Origin of the sequence: Oryzomicrobium sp. (assembly GCF_021287045.1) — a bacterium.
Taxonomy (GTDB): Bacteria; Pseudomonadota; Gammaproteobacteria; order Burkholderiales; family Rhodocyclaceae; genus Oryzomicrobium.
In genome coordinates this window covers 23,575-40,756 of sequence record NZ_JAJTBG010000020.1, presented here as the reverse complement: position 1 = coordinate 40,756, position 17,182 = coordinate 23,575, and the positions used below count along the sequence as shown (strand labels likewise).

Annotated in this window: 14 protein-coding genes; 7 read left to right on the top strand and 7 right to left on the bottom strand. The window is 65.4% G+C overall.

Annotated features, from left to right (window positions below; translation table 11 throughout):
- On the bottom strand, positions 1-564 hold a 564-nt coding region (locus LWW89_RS16855; protein WP_293266282.1), incomplete at its 3' end, for a DUF47 family protein.
- A gap of 288 nt (positions 565-852) precedes the next feature.
- Here LWW89_RS16855 and fabI point away from each other — a divergent pair.
- From fabI to LWW89_RS16840, 3 genes are read left to right on the top strand one after another with little or no spacing between them, the layout of a single operon-like run.
- A complete protein-coding gene (gene fabI / locus LWW89_RS16850; protein ID WP_293266280.1) occupies positions 853-1,620 on the top strand; it encodes an enoyl-ACP reductase FabI in 768 nt (255 codons plus the stop codon).
- A 43-nt stretch (positions 1,621-1,663) separates the two neighbouring features.
- The gene (locus tag LWW89_RS16845; RefSeq protein ID WP_293266278.1) at positions 1,664-3,082 is read left to right on the top strand and encodes a bifunctional enoyl-CoA hydratase/phosphate acetyltransferase; all 1,419 of its coding nucleotides are present in this window, start codon (positions 1,664-1,666) and stop codon (positions 3,080-3,082) included.
- Positions 3,079-4,296: an acetate/propionate family kinase gene (locus LWW89_RS16840; protein ID WP_293266276.1), complete on the top strand. Its 1,218-nt coding sequence runs from the start codon at positions 3,079-3,081 to the stop codon at positions 4,294-4,296. The genes LWW89_RS16845 and LWW89_RS16840 overlap by 4 nt, the downstream gene beginning before the upstream one ends.
- 404 nt (positions 4,297-4,700) lie before the next feature.
- Here LWW89_RS16840 and LWW89_RS16835 read toward each other — a convergent pair whose 3' ends face one another.
- The gene (locus LWW89_RS16835; RefSeq protein ID WP_293266274.1) at positions 4,701-5,441 is read right to left on the bottom strand and encodes an ABC transporter ATP-binding protein; all 741 of its coding nucleotides are present in this window, start codon (positions 5,439-5,441) and stop codon (positions 4,701-4,703) included.
- Positions 5,442-5,451: 10 nt separating this feature from the next.
- Here LWW89_RS16835 and LWW89_RS16830 point away from each other — a divergent pair, with 10 nt between their 5' ends.
- A complete protein-coding gene (locus LWW89_RS16830) occupies positions 5,452-6,213 on the top strand; it encodes an arylesterase (RefSeq protein ID WP_293266272.1) in 762 nt (253 codons plus the stop codon).
- 679 nt (positions 6,214-6,892) lie between these two features.
- On the opposite strand, the gene selD is transcribed toward LWW89_RS16830, so the two are convergent.
- Positions 6,893-7,948: a selenide, water dikinase SelD gene (selD, locus tag LWW89_RS16825; RefSeq protein ID WP_293266284.1), complete on the bottom strand. Its 1,056-nt coding sequence runs from the start codon at positions 7,946-7,948 to the stop codon at positions 6,893-6,895.
- A gap of 79 nt (positions 7,949-8,027) precedes the next feature.
- Here selD and mnmH point away from each other — a divergent pair, with 79 nt between their 5' ends.
- Complete coding sequence (mnmH, locus tag LWW89_RS16820) at positions 8,028-9,107, top strand: tRNA 2-selenouridine(34) synthase MnmH (RefSeq protein ID WP_293266270.1); 1,080 nt, start codon at positions 8,028-8,030, stop codon at positions 9,105-9,107.
- 258 nt (positions 9,108-9,365) lie between these two features.
- Here mnmH and LWW89_RS16815 read toward each other — a convergent pair whose 3' ends face one another.
- Both LWW89_RS16815 and LWW89_RS16810 read right to left on the bottom strand, forming a co-directional pair.
- Complete coding sequence (locus tag LWW89_RS16815; protein ID WP_293266268.1) at positions 9,366-10,241, bottom strand: DMT family transporter; 876 nt, start codon at positions 10,239-10,241, stop codon at positions 9,366-9,368.
- Positions 10,242-10,502: 261 nt separating this feature from the next.
- Positions 10,503-11,078, bottom strand: a complete 576-nt coding sequence (locus LWW89_RS16810) for an SAM-dependent methyltransferase (RefSeq protein WP_293266266.1) — start codon at positions 11,076-11,078, stop codon at positions 10,503-10,505.
- A 309-nt stretch (positions 11,079-11,387) separates the two neighbouring features.
- Between LWW89_RS16810 and LWW89_RS16805 the strand changes: the two genes are divergently transcribed.
- Together LWW89_RS16805 and LWW89_RS16800 are read left to right on the top strand one after the other, a co-directional pair.
- Complete coding sequence (locus tag LWW89_RS16805; RefSeq protein WP_293266264.1) at positions 11,388-14,075, top strand: bifunctional acetate--CoA ligase family protein/GNAT family N-acetyltransferase; 2,688 nt, start codon at positions 11,388-11,390, stop codon at positions 14,073-14,075.
- A gap of 478 nt (positions 14,076-14,553) precedes the next feature.
- A complete protein-coding gene (locus tag LWW89_RS16800) occupies positions 14,554-15,033 on the top strand; it encodes a VOC family protein (protein ID WP_293266262.1) in 480 nt (159 codons plus the stop codon).
- A 237-nt stretch (positions 15,034-15,270) separates the two neighbouring features.
- Here LWW89_RS16800 and LWW89_RS16795 read toward each other — a convergent pair whose 3' ends face one another.
- Positions 15,271-15,555, bottom strand: a complete 285-nt coding sequence (locus LWW89_RS16795) for a hypothetical protein (protein WP_293266260.1) — start codon at positions 15,553-15,555, stop codon at positions 15,271-15,273.
- Between the two features lie 84 nt (positions 15,556-15,639).
- Positions 15,640-16,869, bottom strand: a complete 1,230-nt coding sequence (locus LWW89_RS16790; protein WP_293266258.1) for a hypothetical protein — start codon at positions 16,867-16,869, stop codon at positions 15,640-15,642.
- Positions 16,870-17,182 lie beyond the last annotated feature (313 nt).

The following is a 17,182-nucleotide window of genomic DNA, read 5'->3' as shown; positions in this document are numbered from 1 at the left end:
TTCGTAGATGGCCTTGAGCTTGATCAGCTGGCGCACGTCCGGCTCGTCGCGGAACAGCCGCGAGATGGCGCCGCGCATGACCCGGTCGGCGTCGGATTCGAGCCGGTCGATTTCCTGGCAGGTCTTGAGAATGGCCTGGCCCTGGTCGAGGGTGGGCAGAAGCGACACGGCGTGGCGCACCCGCTCGCAACAGGACAGGCAGATCTCGGCCAGCTGCTTGGCTTCCGGCGTGCCGCGGCGGATGTCGTAGAGGGTCAGGGTCTGGGCGGCGTCCTGGATCAGATCGAGGATGTCGTCCATGCGGGTGATCAGCTGGTGGATCTCGTCCCGGTCCAGGGGGGTGATGAAGGTCTTGTGCAGCAGCGAGACCGTCTCGTGGGTGATCTTGTCGGCCCGGGTCTCGGCGATGTCCACCGCCTCGGCGTTGGCCCGGGTTTCCTCTTCGGACTTGCCGAGCTGGGTCATCAGCCCGACCAGCGCTTGGCCGCCCTGGACGATCAGCTCGGCGTGGGCATTGAACAGGTCAAAAAATTTGCCCTCTTGGGGCATGAAGCGACCGAACATGGGGGGTGTCGTGAAATAAAAAAGAAATATTTTACACCCTCCCCCACCGCCCTCGCTTCCCTCTGCCTGACTTTTGTTGAAATCGAAAAGCGGGACGGGCAAAAACACCGTATCGCGTTTCTTTGCCAACCGACTTCATGCCCTTGTCACCGTAATCGCTTATGATCAAGTTATTCTGCATTGCAAACTTCGATGTGGAATGTGCCTTGATCAATATCAAACCGGTCATGTTGCACTGCAACTAAAGTAGCCGAATAACCCCCGGACCATTTTCATAAGGGATACTCCATGTTTAACCTGAACGGAAAAAAAGGCCTCGTGGTTGGCGTCGCCAACGATAAAAGCATCGCCTACGGCTGCGCCAAGGCCTTTCGGAGCTGCGGCGCCGAAATTGCCCTGACCTACCTGAACGCCAAGGCCGAACCCCATGTTCGCCCCCTGGCCGAATCCCTGGGCGCAAGCCATTTCCTGCCCCTCGACGTGGAACAACCCGAGCAGATGGAGGCGGTTTTCGCAGCCCTCGAAGAAAGCTGGGGGAAACTCGACTTTCTCGTCCACTCCATCGCCTTCGCCCCGCAAAACGACCTGCACGGCCGCGTGGTGGACTCCAGCCGCGAGGGCTTCCTGCGCGCCATCGACATCTCCGCCCACTCCTTCGTGCGCATGGCCAAGCTGGCCGAGCCCCTGATGAAGGACGGCGGCTGCCTGCTGACCATGAGCTACCTGGGCGCCGACGAAGTGGTCGAAAACTACGGCATCATGGGTCCGGTCAAGGCCGCCCTGCAGTCCGCCACCCGTTACCTGGCCTCGGAGCTGGGCCCCCAGGGCATCCGCGTGCACGCCATCTCCCCGGGTCCCCTGCTGACCCGGGCCGCCTCCGGCATCGCCCACTTCGACCACCTGATGCAGGACGCCATCGAGCGCTCGCCCCTGCACCGCCTGGTGTCGATCGACGACGTGGGCGCCCTGGCGGCCTACCTGGTCAGCGACGTGGCCACCACCCTGACCGGCGGCACCATCTATATTGATGGCGGTTACAACATCGTCGGCGGCTGACGCCGCACAGCACCCGCTCCCGACCCCCTGACCCGGAGGCCCCATGCACAGCCAGAACCAAGACGACTTCATCGAGAACCGCACGTACGACGAGATCAAGGTGGGAGATTCCTCCCACCTGGTGCGGACCCTGCGTCCCGAGGACATCCAGCTCTTCGCCGTGATGTCCGGCGACGTGAACCCCTCGGTGGTGGACCCGGAATTCGCCGCCAGCGGCCTGTTCCGCGAAGTGGTGGCCCACGGCATGTGGTCGGGAGCACTCATTTCCACCGTGCTCGGCACCCAGTTCCCCGGCCCGGGCACCATCTACATCGACCAGACCCTGCACTTCTCCCGGCCGGTGACCATTGGCGACACCATCACCATCACCATCACCGCCCAGCAGAAGTTCGATCACAACAAGCACATCCTGTTCGACTGCGTCTGCATCAACCAGGAAGGCCTGCAAGTGGTGCGCGGCACCGCCGAGGTGCTGGCCCCCACCGAAAAGATCCGCCGGCCGCGCATGCACCTGCCGCAGATCACCATCGCCGACAAGGAAGCCCGCTACCAGGCCCTGATCGCCCGGGCCCGGGGCGACAAACCGGTGGAGGTGGCGGTGGCCCACCCCTGTGACCCCGAATCCCTGAAAGGCCCGATCCAGGCCGCCCGGGAAGGGCTGATCGACCCGATCCTGGTCGGCCCCGAAGCCAAGATCCGCCAGCTGGCCGAAGAACTGGGCCTGGACATTTCGCCCTACCGCATCGTCAACACCCGCCACAGCCACGAATCCGCCGCCCTGGCGGTGACCCTGGTGCGCAACGGCGACGCCGAGGCGCTGATGAAGGGCAGCCTGCACACCGACGAGTTGATGGGCGAGGTGGTGGCGCGCACCACCGGGCTGCGCACCGAGCGGCGCATCTCCCACGTCTTCTACATGGACGTGCCGACCTACCACAAGCCGATCATGATCACCGACGCGGCGATCAACATCGCCCCGACCCTGGAAGACAAGGTCCACATCACCCAGAACGCCATCGACCTGGCCCACGTGCTCGGCATCGAGCAGCCCAAGGTGGCGATCATGTCGGCGGTGGAAACGGTCAATCCCAAGATCCAGTCCACCCTGGAGGCCGCCGCCCTGTGCAAGATGGCCGACCGGGGCCAGATCAAGGGTGGTCTGCTCGACGGCCCCCTGGCCTTCGACAACGCCGTGTCGATCGTCGCCGCCAAGACCAAGGGCATCAAGTCCGCGGTGGCCGGCGACGCCGACATCCTGATGATGCCCGACCTGGAGTCCGGCAACATGGTGGCCAAGCAGCTCGAATACCTGGCCAACGCCCTGTCCGCCGGCATCGTGCTGGGCGCCCGGGTACCCATCGTGCTCACCTCCCGGGCCGACACCGCCGAGACCCGCACCGCCTCCTGCGCCATCATGGCCCTGATGGCCCAGGCCGCCCGCAAGAAGGGAGACGCTGCATGAGCCTGCCCCCGTACTATCCCGACAACGAGAAGCCCTGCGTCCTGACCCTCAACGCCGGCTCCTCGTCGATCAAGTTCTCCCTGTTCGAACTCAACGCCACCGCCCCGGCCCTGGTCGGCCAGATCGACGGCATCGGCGCCCAGCCCCACATCAAGGCCAAGGACGGCGCCGGCAACAAGCTCGACGATGTGGACCTGGACATCACCGGCTCCCAGGAGCGCCAGCACCACCAGGCCCTGCTCTACCTGGTGAAGTGGCTGCGCAGCCACGGCGAAGGCTGGAAGGCCAAGGGCGTCGGCCACCGGGTGGTGCACGGCGGCGAAAAGTACGCCGCCCCGGTGCTGCTCACCCCGGAAATCCGCCGCGAACTGGCCTCCTTCGTGTCCCTGGCGCCCTTGCACCAGCCCCACAACCTGGACGGCATCGACGCCATCGGCGAGATCCTGCCGGACGTGCCCCAGATCGCCTGCTTCGACACCGCCTTCCACCGCAGCCAGCCGGTGCTGGCCCAGACCTTCGCCCTGCCCCGGGCGCTGACCGACGAGGGGGTCAAGCGCTACGGTTTCCACGGCCTCTCCTACGAGTACATCGCCCGCAGCCTGCCTGCCCACACCGACCGGGCCGACGGCCGGGTGGCGGTGGCCCACCTGGGCAACGGCTCCAGCATGGCCGCCATGGTCGGGCGCAAGAGCGTCGCCTCGACCATGGGCTTCACCGCGGTGGACGGCCTGATGATGGGCACCCGCACCGGTAACCTGGACCCGGGCGTAGTGCTCTACCTGCTCGAAGAAAAGAAGATGGACGCCGCCGCCATCACCAAGCTGCTCTACAAACAGTCCGGGCTGCTCGGGGTTTCCGGCATCTCCCAGGACATGCGCGAGCTGCTGGCCTCGGACCACCCCCACGCCAAGGAGGCGGTGGACCTGTTCTGCTACCGCATCTCCCGGGAACTGGGTTCCCTGGCGGCGGCGGCCGGCGGCCTGGACGTGCTGGTGTTCACCGCCGGCATCGGCGAGCACGCCGCCCCGGTGCGCGAGCAAGTCTGCGCCCAGGCCGGCTGGCTGGGCATCAAACTCGACCGAGAGGCCAACAACGCCCCCTCCAAGCTGCCGCGCCGCATCAGCGCACCGGACAGCGCAGTGGAGGTGCTGGTGCTGCCCACCGACGAGGAATGGATGATCGCCCACCACACCCAGCACCTGCTCGGGCTGTAAGGGCAGCGCCCCCGTTGGGGACGCACCGCGGGGGCCGCCGGCGCAATCAGCCGGCGGCCCCCGCGTCGTTTACAGGAAGTGGGGCGGGCTGGCGGCGGGCCCGATGCACCGGGGGATTCAGCGGATTGGGGGGACTCGGAACGCTTTCGGCTGTCGCGCATGGTAAAGCCCATCCGGGCAGCGCTGCCGAACCGGGCCCCACGACGGCGCATTGCGACGCGAGGAAGGGCGAGCCTCATCGTCAAACCCCGCGCCAGTAGCCGATCTCCAGGCAACCGCTCTGCGCATCGAGCATCGGCGCCACTTTCCGAATGCCATGCCCGAAGGTCCGCGCCCCGCCTAGGTTTCCGGGCAGCGGCAAATTGGGGGAACAGCGGGCGGAGGCAACGAAAGCCCGCCCCGGTTCAGCCTTCCAGCCGCCCGGCGTTGAGCTTCAACACCCGGGAGCAGCGGGCCGCCAGGTGTTCGTCATGGGTCACCAGGATCAGGGTAGTGCCCTCGTCGGCGTTGAGGGCGAACATCAGGTCGATGATCTTCTCGCCGGTGGCCGCGTCCAGGTTGCCGGTGGGCTCGTCGGCCAGCACCAGCCGGGGCGAGGTGGCGAAGGCCCGGGCGATGGCGACGCGCTGCTGCTCGCCGCCGGACAGGTGCTTGGGGGTGTGGGAAAGGCGCTGCTCCAGCCCCACCCGGGCCAGCCAGCCCCGGGCCACCGCCGCGGCGTCGCGCCGGCCGGCCAGCTCCAGGGGCAGCATCACGTTCTCCAGGGCCGACAGGGCCGGCAGCAGCTGGAACGACTGGAAAACAAAGCCCAGATGCTGGCCGCGCAGGATCGCCCGGCGGTCCTCGGACAAGGGCGCCAGGTCGGTGCCGGCCAGGCGCACCTGGCCGCCGCTGGGGGTGTCCAGGCCGGCCAGCAGGCCGAGCAGGGTGGACTTGCCCGAGCCGCTCGCCCCCACCACCGCCACCGTTTCCCCCGGCCTCACGGCAAAGCTGATCTCGTGCAGAATGGGCAACGGCGCGCCTTCGGCGGTGGTCACGGTCTTCGACAACACCACCGCCTCGATCACCGGGGCCGGCGCCGACGCCGATGCTTCAGCCGCGCCGGAAGGCGTGGCGGCTTCCAACAGGGAACTGGCAGTAACCATGGATAAGGACATGAAGAGGATGAACGGCGGGGCGGATCGCCCCTCGGCCCGGAGCGGGCGGAACCCCGGCATTATCGCCCGGATCGGGCGCCGGCTGGCAGACGAGGCCGAGCGCCCCAGGCCGGGCCATTCCGCCCGCCGCGCCGCGCTGCGCCTGATCCTGCTGGCGGCCCTGCCCCTGATCGGAATCGCCCTGCCCGCCCCCGCCCTGGCGACGGGGGCCGCGCCGCGCACCGTGCTGGTGTTCGGCGATTCCCTGTCCGCCGGCTACGGTATCCGCCAAGATGCGGCCTGGCCGTCCCTGTTGGCCAAGCGGCTGAAAACCAAGGCGCCGGGCTACACCGTGCTCAACGCCAGCATTTCCGGCGAGACCACGGCCGGCGGCGTATCGCGTCTGCCGCCGCTGCTGGCGAAACACAAGCCGGCGGTGGTGGTGATCGAGCTGGGCGCCAACGACGGCCTGCGCGGCCTGCCAGTGGGCGAGATGAAGAAGAACCTGGTGACCATGACCCGGGCGGCCAAGGCCGCCGGCGCCAAGGTGCTGCTGGTGCGCATCGAGCTGCCGCCCAACTACGGGGCCTACGCCCGCACCGTGGGGGCGGCCTTCGATGAGGTGGCCAAGGCGGAAAAATTGCCGGTGCCGCCCTTCTTGCTCGATCAGGTGGCGAGCGACCGCCGCCTGTTCCAGGCCGACGGCCTGCACCCGGTGGCCGAGGCCCAGGGCCGGCTGCTCGACAACGTCTGGCCGGCGCTGGCGCCCCTGCTCAAATAAGGGAACGACATCCTTGCCTCGGGCGAGGTAAAGGCGAGGCGAACCGCCAGGACACCGAGGGGTACCACGTCGAACGGCGAATCGGCTTTCCTTGGTGTCCCGTGGTGCCCTAGTGGTTCGCTTTTCAGCGTTGCCCTCACCTGGCGCCGGCACAATCTGAACCGCCGGGTTTCGCCTGACGGCGAGCTACTTTCTGTCCGGCGACAGAAAGTAGCCAAAGAACGCCGTGCCCGCTTCCCCGCCCCCAGCAAAAGCGCTGGGGGTCCCCTGCGCTACTCGCCCGGGACGGGGGCTGCGGAACTCGGCCTGCGGCCTCAAACAGTCCTCGCCCTTTTCCGTCCCGGCCTGCGTTGCTCGGCGGGGGAGAAGGGCACATGGGGGCGCCTGGGTTGAGGCACTGCCCGGAAAGCCACGACTGGCGCGGCGTTTGAAGGTATGCCGGCCGAGAGCCTCGCCGGTATTGGCTTAGCGGGAAGGTGCCTTGTAGATCGAGTATTGGCGCGCCTTTCCAGGCCGGGCACAAAAACTGACCACTGCATAGACACCTGCCTTCCCGCCGCGCCTCTGCAACGCTGGTTGCTCGCGGTTCAGCCGGTTTCCCTGGTGCCCCCTTGGCGTCCTGGGTGCTCTGGTGGCGCGCTTTTCAGCGCTGGGCACGTCCAGCAGAGGCTTCCCTCAGTCAAACAAGCCGCAGCCGCGGCGCGTCGCTTGCCGTAGCGGCCAGCTCGCCGATGGCGGCGGCCTCGGCGAAGCCGGCCTCGCGGAAGGTTGCCAGCACCGCTTCGACCTGGTCCGGCGCGCAGGCCACCAGCAGGCCGCCGGAGGTCTGGGGATCGGTCACCAGCTTCTGTTCCCAGCCGTTGGCGTCCATGCCCGGGGCCAGTTCCACCTGGTCGCCGTAGCCGGCCCAGTTGCGGGTGGAAGCGCCGGTGGCAATGCCGTCCTTGACGTGGGTCACGGCCTCGTCGATCAGGGGCAGGTCGGCGAAGCGTACCCGGGCATCCAGCGTCGAGCCGCGGCAGATTTCCAACAGGTGGCCGGCCAGGCCGAAGCCGGTGACGTCGGTCATGGCATGGACCGCGTCCAGCCCGGCCAGGGTGGCGCCCACCTTGTTGAGAGTGGTGGTCCAGCGCACCATGGTCTGGTAGCCCTCGGGAGTCAGCTTGCCCTTCTTCAGCGCAGCCGAGAGGATGCCCACGCCCAGGGGCTTGCCCAGGATCAGCACGTCGCCGGCTTGGGCCCGGTCGTTGCGCTTGACCCGCTCGGGATGGACCACACCCAGGCCGACCAGACCGTAGATCGGTTCCAGCACGTCGATGGAGTGGCCGCCGGCCACGGGAATGCCGGCCTCGCGGCAGATGCTGGCGCCACCTTCGAGGATGCGCCCGATCACGTCCAGGGGCAGTTTGTCGAGGGGCATGCCCACCAGGGCCAGGGCCAGCACCGGGGTGCCGCCCATAGCGTAGACGTCGGACAGGGCGTTGGTGGCGGCGATGCGGCCGAAGTCGTAGGGGTCATCGACGATCGGCGTGAAGAAGTCGGTGGTGGCCACCAGGGCCTGGCTGTCGTTGAGCCGGTACACCGCCGCGTCGTCGCTCGATTCGGTGCCCACCAGCAGGTCCGGGGGAATCACCCCGGGAGGCATGGTGGCGAGGATTTTTTGCAGGACGGCGGGGGCGATTTTGCAGCCGCAGCCGCCGCCATGGGAAAATTGCGTCAGTTTGACTTCCATGATGTCCTCTCCCGGGCGTCCCACCGAGCCGAACCAAGTCGGCCACGTAATTGGCGGGCTTCACGCCACGGAATCTAAGTCCATGAAAAACGGGGTTGCCACCGTAGCACAGCTTGCGGAATTCGACGAAATCATCGACGTCCGCTCCCCCCTCGAATTCGCCGAAGACCACATCCCCGGCGCCATCAACTGTCCTGTGCTGAACGACGAGCAGCGGGCCGAGGTGGGCACCCTGTACAAGCAGGTGTCTCCCTTCGAGGCCAAGAAGCTCGGCGCCGCCTACATCTCGGCCAACATCGCCGCCCACCTGCGCGAACGCTTCCTCGACCGGCCCAAGGGCTGGAAGCCCCTGATCGCCTGCTGGCGGGGCGGAATGCGCTCCGGCGCCATGGTCACCGTGTTCCGCTCCATCGGCTGGAACGCCCAGCAACTCGAAGGCGGCTACAAGGCCTACCGTCACATGGTGGTCGCCGACCTGGAAACGCTGCCGCCGCGCTTTGCCTGGAAGGTGGTGGCCGGCGCCACCGGCAGCGGCAAGAGCCGGGTGCTGCACCACCTGGCCGCCGCCGGCGCCCAGGTGCTCGACCTGGAAGCCCTGGCCTGCCACAAGGGCTCGGTGCTGGGCGTGCTGCCCGGCGCCCCCCAGCCCAGCCAGAAATGGTTCGAGACCGGGCTGCGCCAGGCCCTCCAGGGGTTCGACGCGGCCCGGCCGGTGTACGTGGAGGCCGAATCGCGCAAGATCGGCAAGGTGCACGTGCCCGAAGCCCTGATCACCGCCATCCGCGGCGGCGCCTGCCGGGTGGTGTCGGCCAGCGTGCCGGCCCGGGTGGACTTCCTGCTGCGCGACTACGACTACTTCCTGGCCGATCCGGAATGGCTGGTGCAGCGCCTGGGCGGCCTCAAGGCCCTGCGCGGCGGCGAGACCATTGCCCGCTGGAGCGAGCTGGCCCGGGCCGGCAACTTCCGCGCCCTGGTGGAAGAACTGCTCACCGGCCACTACGACCCCCTCTACGCCGCCTCCCAGGACCGCAACTACACCGGCCTGGCCACCTCCCGGGAATTCGCCACCGACGACCTGTCGGAAACCGGCATCGCCGCCCTGGCCGCCAGCATCCTGGCGGCCGACACCCAGGACGCTGCGGACGCCACGGTCACGGCCTGACGCGGGTCGGATTGTTCTAGCAGGCGCCACCAGCTGCCGCTGCGTCCGCCACCGTGGCTTGCCCAGCAGCCCACGTTCACCTGAAGGACAGGGGGAGCGGCAGGCCCACCCCGCCAAAGTCCGCGCCAGGCGCTGACTTTCAGGCAGGCATCGTGGAACGCAAGAGCTGGCGCGGCTCTCCAGCCATGCCATGCGGAAAGCCAGGCTGGGCGCGGGGTTTCAGAATCAAGGCAATCCGCACGCCCGATCCCCCTTCCCTCAGGCCGCCGCCAGCCGGGCCGCCTGGCGCCGCCGGCCCCAGGCATTGAGCGCCAGGGCCGCCCCCATCACCGCGCCGCCGGCCAGCAGCCGGCCCAGGTCGGTTTCGTGGCGCCACACCAGCAGGCTCAGGGCCAGGCCGGCGGGGATGTGCATGTTGTTCATGATGCCCAGGGTGCCCGCATCCACCTGGCAGGCGCCCTTGTTCCAGAAGTAGAAGCCCAGGGCCGAGGCGCCCAGTCCCATGAAGGCGAGCACGCCCCATTGCAGGCCGGTGGCGGGCAGTTTGGCCGGATTGCCGAAGATCAGGAACGACGGCAGGGCCACCGCCAGGGCGCCAAGGAAGAAGAAGCCGAAGGTGCGGTAGGCCGGCCAGGGGCTCGGATAGCGCGCCACCACCCGGCGGTAGCCCACCTGGCCGGCGGCGAAGGTCAGGTTGGCCAGTTGCAGCAGGAAGAAGCCGGTGAGGAAGTGGCCGCTCAGGCCACCGTAACGGATGATCAGCGCTCCGCCCACCGCCACCAGGGCGGCGAGGCTGGCCCAAGGGTTGAAGCGCCGTGCCAGCAGGTCGTCGAGCAGGGTCACGTAGACCGGGGTGAAGATGGTGAACAGCAGTACCTCGGGCACCGTCAGGTAGCCGTAGGAACGGTACAGACACAGGTAGGTGACGCCGAACTGGAGCGCCCCGGCGGCCACGGTGCCCCACAGCAGGGGCGCCGGCACGCCGCGCCAGCGGGTGAAGGGCAGGAAGGCGGCGCCGGCCAGCACCACCCGGGTGAGCACGGCGAAGTCGCTGTCCACGCGCCCGGCGATGAATTCGCCGATCAGGTTGAAGGACAGGGCCCAGACGAAGGTGATGAAGATCAGGTAAGGCATGGCGGCAGACGATGGAGGCCGAGTGGAGACCGAGTGGAGGCCGAGGTGCAGGCGCCGGCCGGAGCAAAGCCGGCCATTATCCTCCTTCTGGCAGGCCGTCCTTGCCGGGGAGCAACGTGGGCAACGGGAACGACCAGAGCAACCGGGACGGGCGAAGCAAGCGGGGGGCGGCGGGATGCCGCGCCGAGGGGTTTCCCGGATAGGCGGGCCCGCCGGGAAGCGCTATCGTCCCGCCCCGTGGCTACGGAACCGGTGGGCAGGCTACAGCCGCACCGCCACCTCGCCGGCCACGGCGCACAGGCGCTGCACCACGGCCGGGCGCTGGCCCGCCGCGCCTCCTACCTCCCCCTCCTCGAAGGCCACCACCCGCCAGCCCAGGGCCTGGGCCCAGGCCAGCAGTTCCTGGGAGCGCAGCAGGAAATCGGGGCGGGACGGCTTGCCGTGGCGCTCGTTGCCTACCATGAAGGTTTCGTAGATGAGTACCCCGGTGGCGTCGAGCAGGGCCGCCAGGTCCGGCAGGCGCGGACGGTGCAGGTAGTTGGCGACGACGATGCCGGCAAAGCGCCGCCCGGCCAGGGGCCAGGGCGCATCCAGCGGGCCTTCCAGGTCGGCGGCCAGGGTCGTCACCCCCGCCACGCCGGCCAGGGACGCCAGGGCTGCGGCGTCCCGATCCACCGCCAGCACCGGGTGGCCCAGGCCGGCCAGGAGGCGGCTGTGGCGGCCGCCGCCGCAGGCCAGGTCGAGGGCGGTGCCACCGGCCGGAACGAGCGGGGCGAAGCGCGCCACCCAGGGCGAGGGCGCCGTAGCGGCGGCAGGAGAGAAATTATCCGTAATCATTGGCACAATCCGAAATTCAAACCACTTTCGAGCCGACGGTCGGGCCCGGCAGCGGCCCACGGCGGGAACCCCGCCCCGAAGCACGACTGAAACCCCAACCCGCCGGAAACAGGGGGCGGATTATGACAGTCCCGCGCCTCTTGATCTGGCGCAAACAAAACGACGTCATGGCCCGTTGCCCTATTCCCCGGTTATGGTAGATTGCTGCAACGCACAATTCCCATTTTCCGGGGCTTGGGCGGGCAGCGCCGACAATAATCAGCGCCCCTCGCACGACGGGCGTTCCGTGGAAAAGCTCAGAGTTCAGCTATGGTCGAAGAACACTATCTCACCCCCCTATTCGAACCCAAATCGGTAGCCGTGATCGGCGCCTCGGACCGGGAAAACTCGGTGGGCAGCGTGATCTTCCGCAACATGATCGGCGCCGGTTACAAGGGACGCCTGTTCGCCGTCAATCCCAAACACGCCGAGGTGCACGGCACCCCGTGCTACAAGACCATCGAGGACGTGGGCGTGCGGGTGGACCTGGCGGTGATCGCCACCCGGCCCCAGACCGTGCCGGGCATCATCGAGCAGTGCGGCCGCGCCGGGGTGAAGTTCGTGGTAATCATCACCGCCGGCTTCTCCGAGGCGGGCCACCAGGGCGCCGCCCTGGAGCGCAAGATGCTGGAGATCGCCCGCAGCTACGGCGTGCGCATCCTCGGCCCCAACTGTCTGGGCCTGATCCGCCCCACCCTGGGCCTCAACTCCACCTTCGCCAACGTCAATGCCAAGCCCGGCAACCTGGCCCTGGTGTCCCAGTCCGGCGCCCTATGCGCGGCCATTCTCGACTGGGCCAAGGTCAACGACGTGGGCTTTTCCTCGGTGGTGTCCCTGGGCAGCTCGTCGGACATCGAGTTCGGCGAGATCCTCGATTACCTGGTCTACGACAACCGCACCCACTACATCCTGCTGTACGTGGAAGGCATCCGTAACGCCCGCCGCTTCATGAGCGCGGTGCGTTCCGCCGCCCGCATCAAGCCCATCGTGCTGCTCAAGGCCGGCCGCTACGAATCGGGCTCCGCCGCCGCCCTGCTCCACTCCGGCGTCAAGGCCGGCTCCGACGCCGTGTTCGAGGCCGCCATCAAACGCGCCGGCGTGGTGCGGGTGTCCAACATCGGCCAGCTGTTCTACGCCGCCAAGGGCATGGCCACCAAGTTCCGCCCCCAGGGCAACCGTCTGCTGATCATGACCAACGGCGGCGGCCCCGGCGCCATGGCCGCGGACCACGCCGCCGAGCTGAAGATTCCCCTCGCCGAGCTGTCCCAGAACACCCTCGGCGCCCTCAACGGCTGTCTGCCCGCCAACTGGTCCCGGGCCAACCCGGTGGACATCGTCGGCGACGCCACGCCGGAACGCTACCAGGCCGCCATCGCCGCCTGCATGGACGACCCGGGCATCGACGGCCTGCTGGTGATGCTCACCCCCCAGGCCATGACCGACCCGATGGGCGTGGCCAAGGCGGTGATCGCCGCCATGGACGCGGGCAGCAAGCCCATCGTCGCCTGCTGGATGGGCGAGGCCCAGACCTTCGAGGCGCGCAAGGTGCTCACCGAGGCCGGCATTCCCGCCTTCCGCATGCCCGAGACGGCGGTGGAACTGTTCTATCACATCTCCACCTACTACAAGCACCAGAAGCTGCTGCTGCAAACCCCGGAACCCGTCTCCCGCCAGGCCAAGACCGAGACCGAAGGCGCCAAGATGCTGATCGAGGCGGTGCTCGCGGAACGGCGCAAGGTGCTCTCGGAAATGGAATCCAAGTCGGTGCTGCGCGCCTTCAAGATTCCCGTGGCCCAGACCATGGTCGCCCGCACCGCCACCGAGGCCCTGCTGCTCGCCGAGCAGATCGGCTTCCCGGTGGCGATGAAGGTCGATTCCCCGGACATCCAGCGCAAGACCGAGGCCGGCGGCGTGCGCCTCAACGTCACCAATGCCGGGGCAGTGCGCAACGCCTACCTGGACATTCTCGACACGGTGGCGCGCAACCATCCCAACGCCCGCATCAACGGCGTTTCCATCGAGCCCTTCGTCGCCCGCCCCAACGGCCGCGAGCTGATGGTGGGCGTGGTGCGCGACCCGACCTTCGGCCCGGTCATCACCTTCGGCGCCGGCGGCCAGGAATGCGAGATCTTCTCCGACCGCGCCGTGGCCCTGCCGCCGCTCAACGCGGTGCTGGCCGAGGACCTGATCCGCTCCACCAAGGTCCATGCCCTGCTCGGCGAATACCGCAACCAGCCGGCGGTGAACATGGACGCCCTGGAGGACGTGCTGCTGCGCATCTCCGAGATGGTCTGCGAACTGCCCTGGCTCCAGGAGCTGGACCTCAACCCGCTGATCATCGACGAGAACGGCGCCATCGCCGCCGACGCCCGCATCGTCATCGACTTCGCCCCGGTCACCGGCGACCGCTACTCCCACATGGCCATCCACCCCTACCCCAGCCACATGGTGGAGGAATGGGTGCTGCCCGACGGCCAGGTGGTTCACATCCGCCCGATCCGGCCCGAAGACGCGGAGATGGAAAAGGATTTCGTCGCCCACATGTCCGACGAATCCAAGTACTACCGCTTCATGGACACCATCCGCGAACTGACCCAGTCCATGCTGGTGCGCTTCACCCAGATCGACTACGACCGGGAAATGGCCTTCGTCGCCGTCACCGAGGAAGACGGCAAGGAGGTCCAGGTGGGCGTCTCGCGCTACGTGCTCAACCCGGACGGCGAGACCGTGGAATTCGCCCTGGCCGTGGCCGACGCCTGGCAGAAGCGCGGCGTCGGCCGCAAGCTGATGAGCGCCCTGATCGAAGCCGCCCGCCTCAAGGGCTACCGGGCCGTGGTCGGCGACGTGCTGGCCCTCAACTCCAAGATGTTCAAGCTGATGACCAGCCTGGGCTTCACCATCCACCCCCACCCCGAAGACCCGGCGGTGAAGCGCGTGATCAAGCCGTTGCAGAACTGACGTCCAGCGCAACCACCCGCGGGGCGCCGTCCCCGCGGCACTCCGTGTATAGGGGGCGGGATCGGGCCCGGCCGGCATGACCGTCCGGTACCAAGCATCCCGCCCCCGCCATTTTCAGGCCCTGTGCTACAGCCCGGTGCAACGCCGGGCCCGGTTACGGCCTTGCACCGTAGCGACCGGCGGCTACGCCCCGTTCTTTGGAACACCGCGCCAGTAGGGCATCTTCAGGCATCCCCTTCCGAATACCGCGCCGAATCTGGCGTTCCAGCACCATGGCCTGAAGCACCCCGCCAATCCTGGGGTTTGGCCATCCCCTTTCAGTGCCGCATAGATACCGTGCCCCCGGTAGCTGCCCACGACATCGCCATTGCCGACAATACAGCCGCCCCACCGGGCGCAACCCGGCAGCGATCCCATTGCCCAACCCATTGGACACCGCCGCAGCGGGGCCCAACGTTCCATCCCGTGGAGAAAGGCAATGGTCAGCAAAAACACGATCTGTCTGTGGTTCGACGGCACCGCCTTGGACGCCGCCCAGTTCTACGCCAAGACCTTTCCGGACAGCGCCGTGGGCGCCATCCACCGCGCCCCCGGCGACTACCCCGCCGGCAAGGAGGGCGACGTCCTGGTGGTTGAATTCACCGTGATGGGCATTCCCTGCATCGGCCTGAACGGCGGGCCGGGATGCCCCCACAGCGAAGCGTTCTCCTTCCAGGTGGCCACCGATAACCAGGCCGAAACCGACCGCCTATGGGATGCAATCGTCACCAACGGCGGCCAGGCCAGCGCCTGCGGCTGGTGCAAGGACAAATGGGGCCTGTCGTGGCAGATCACGCCCCGCGCCCTGATCGCCACCTACACCGACCCCGACCGCGCAGCGGCCAAACGCGCTTTCGAGGCGATGATGCAAATGGGCAAGATCGACATCGCAACGATTGAAGCGGCTCGGCGCGGCTGATGGTGATCGATTTGATGGCGGGGCGATTTATACGGTGGGGATTGGGAGGAACTGAGAACTGGCGATAGGTAGCTGTGGCATACGTTTCCGCAAAAGAGAAATGGCCACTTTTGCGAGTGGCCATTTCTCATACTGATTCGAGTGACTGCAATTTACCAAAAGCTCTCTGAGAAAGCAGACCTTTAACGTGGAGGTCACCGACCAAAGGGAGCGACCTTGACCGCACTGTTAGGTGCTTTACTCATAACCACGTCCAGCCCAAAGAAAAAAAGCCATAAGCACCCAAGGGTTTTCAGGTTTTGGCCCGGGACGCACGCCAAAGTCGGAATCATCAGCCCAAGACTTTGCAGTAAGTAGAAAGTCTTGAATCGTTTGATTTTCCCATTCACCCTGCAACCCATCTGTACTAAGTGCGGCCTTCTCTGATGTAGCACAATCTTCCGCCAGTAAGCCAACAAAACAGAGAAAGGAAGACTCGTCTTTCACCGTCTGCAAAGATTCAAAAAGTACGTCGCGGGACATATACGCCTAACGTTGAAAAAACCGGACTTGTGCAGCTTTATTTGCAAGATCTGGTGGAATTATAGGTTGGGCATATCCACTGGACTAGGCTGGAACGTCAAATGCCATAACAGTAAGTAGCAATTCGCGGTTGGAGTCATCACGGTGCGCAAATACATAGCGGAACATGGTTTCTGACGAAGATTCAACCTGGCGTTTGAAGTTGCCGTGTGCCTTGCTCATTTCTTGAATCGACTCCAATACCTTAGAGAAATTTTTGTTGCGGTTGAATACGATCACTGCAACCTTGGTGTCTCGCCATGAGCTGTAGCCGAGCAGCTGGTCTATCGTTTCGGTAAGCCTCTTTGGGCCAGACCAAAACTTGCACTCAGCAATGAAGATGTTTTTTCCTTCTGAGCGAATGAGAATGTCAGTCTTGCCTTGATAGTTGAAAGTTTCGCCCGTCGCTTGGCCTTCGTAGTGGCCGTTAAGCTGCACAAGGAAGTGGGAGCGAATTGACTCTTCATCCATCGACGTAAATGCCGAAGGGCTTCTTTCCATTACATGAACCATATTCTGGATGACGCTCAGAATGTGTTCATAATCAGCATCCGCCAGCACTGGCTCGGGTTTATAGGGGGTTGAACTTGCCGGCGGGAGTGTGGGAGTAAGCTTTCGCCGTACTTCAGGTGCTGCATAGGTGCGGAACTCACCTTCCCGTTCTTTTATCTTGAAACCAAGGTCTCCGAGTAGATTCCTATCCTTCAGCAACTTCCCACGCCGTTGCTCAATTGCCGAACGAGCGAGGGATCGTATTTTGGAGTTCAAACCCTGAGCGTTGGAACGCAATGTAACAAGGTATTCCTCAATCTCGGCGATGATTCTTTTTACTTCATTTCTGACCTGATCAGCTGCCAAGTCTACGCCCTCAATCTTTATGACGAGGTTATTGTTCATGATGTCCGCTCGAGGGGGACTCATCGTGTAGGTGGTAGGTTGCACCTTGAATGCTCTCCCATCACCTTCAAACGGTACGGATATTTCAACTATCGTCCCGTTCACATAAGACGGCTGCCCAGAATTGCTGAAATAGCGCCTCGGGTCACCACTTACGTCTATCTTCGTTTCGCGCTGATCTGCGACGATATCTTCTTGTTTTAGCGTAGGAATCTCGATTTTGTACTTCTTCTCGAAGTAGTCGCATAAATCGTCAACAGAAGTGTTTAACAATCTGTCGCCGTTGATGCTATCGATTTCCTTTGCAAGTTCCTGGCACTGATTCTGATCTACCGAGTACCAATCCAAATTATTGAATAGATAGTTACGGTCACGCATGGTGTCCCTCGATCGCTATTGATGATGCCCAACGTAAAGTAGACGTCAATTTTGCAAGATTTCTCGGACTCGTGACGGATAACTTGGCGGCTTTCATTGGTTCAATAAATTGTTTTAAAAGTGCATTTTTTGGTGCTGCCAGCCCGCATCCAGTACTAAACATTCCCCAAAACCCTGAAAACGCTCAAAAAGTGCCAATGGCATTATACGGCTGTTTTCCGGCGATTCGATCTCTGGCTGCTCTTGGCCAAGAGCAGCCTGCTACTGATGGATTTCGGCGCCCTCTAGGTTCCCAGGTATCAGCATTCATGTT